Raw genomic sequence first — 1329 nt, 5'->3', positions numbered from 1 at the left:
TACATGCGTGAATGCCACGACTTCGGCGGTGTACTTGAGCCCCGCTACATTGTCGGCGCAGAATCACTTGACCAGTGAGCTATTACGCACTCTTTCAAGGGTGGCTGCTTCTAAGCCAACCTCCTGGTTGTCACTGCGACTCCACATCCTTTCCCACTTAGCACACGCTTAGGGGCCTTAGTCGGTGGTCTGGGCTGTTTCCCTCTCGACTACGGAGCTTATCCCCCGCAGTCTCACTGCCACGCTCTCACTTACCGGCATTCGGAGTTTGGCTGACGTCAGTAACCTGGTCGGGCCCATCGGCCATCCAGTGCTCTACCTCCGGTAAGAAACACGCGACGCTGCACCTAAATGCATTTCGGGGAGAACCAGCTATCACGGAGTTTGATTGGCCTTTCACCCCTAAACACAGGTCATCCCCCAGGTTTTCAACCCTGGTGGGTTCGGTCCTCCACGCGGTCTTACCCGCGCTTCAACCTGCCCATGCCTAGATCACTCCGCTTCGGGTCTACAGCATGCGACTATCGATCGCCCTATTCAGACTCGCTTTCGCTACGGCTACCCCCCACGGGTTAACCTCGCCACACACCATAACTCGCAGGCTCATTCTTCAAAAGGCACGCAGTCACATCACACACAAGGCAAGCCTCGTGTACGCTCCTACGGCTTGTAGGCACACGGTTTCAGGTACTATTTCACGACCCCTCACCGGGGCGCTTTTCACCTTTCCCTCACGGTACTGGTCCACTATCGGTCATCAGGGAGTATTTAGGCTTACCAGGTGGTCCTGGCAGATTCACACAGGATTTCTCGGGCCCCGTGCTACTTGGGATCCCCTCCAGCAGTCCGACAAGTTTCGCCTACCCGGCTCTCACGGTCTACGGCGCCCCTTCCCAGAGGCTTCGACTACCCATCGGATTTCTCACTGCCCGAAAGAGCGGCAGCTCTTTCAAGAAGGTCCCGCAACCCCACACACGCAACGCCTGCCGGCTATCACACGTGCATGGTTTAGCCTCATCCGCTTTCGCTCACCACTACTCGCGGAATCACATGTTGTTTTCTCTTCCTACGGGTACTGAGATGTTTCACTTCCCCGCGTTACCACCAACCGCCCTATACATTCAGGCGGAGGCAACATCCCATGACGGATGCTAGGTTTCCCCATTCGGACATCCCCGGATCAACGTCTGGTTGGCGACTCCCCGGGGCTTAACGCAGCCTCCCACGTCCTTCATCGGCTCCTGATGCCAAGGCATCCACCGTGTGCCCTTACTAACTTGGCCACAAAGATGCTCGCGTCCACTATGCAAATCTCAAACAGCAACCAGC

General features: G+C 56.6%; 1 rRNA gene. It reads right to left on the bottom strand.

Annotated features, from left to right (window positions below):
• A 23S ribosomal RNA gene (locus Plo01_RS39755) occupies nucleotides 1-1283 on the bottom strand; the annotation flags it as partial.
• Nucleotides 1284-1329 lie beyond the last annotated feature (46 nt).

This window comes from Planobispora longispora (genome assembly GCF_016863135.1).
GTDB lineage: Bacteria > Actinomycetota > Actinomycetes > Streptosporangiales > Streptosporangiaceae > Planobispora > Planobispora longispora.
This window is presented reverse-complemented; position numbering and strand designations above follow the sequence as displayed.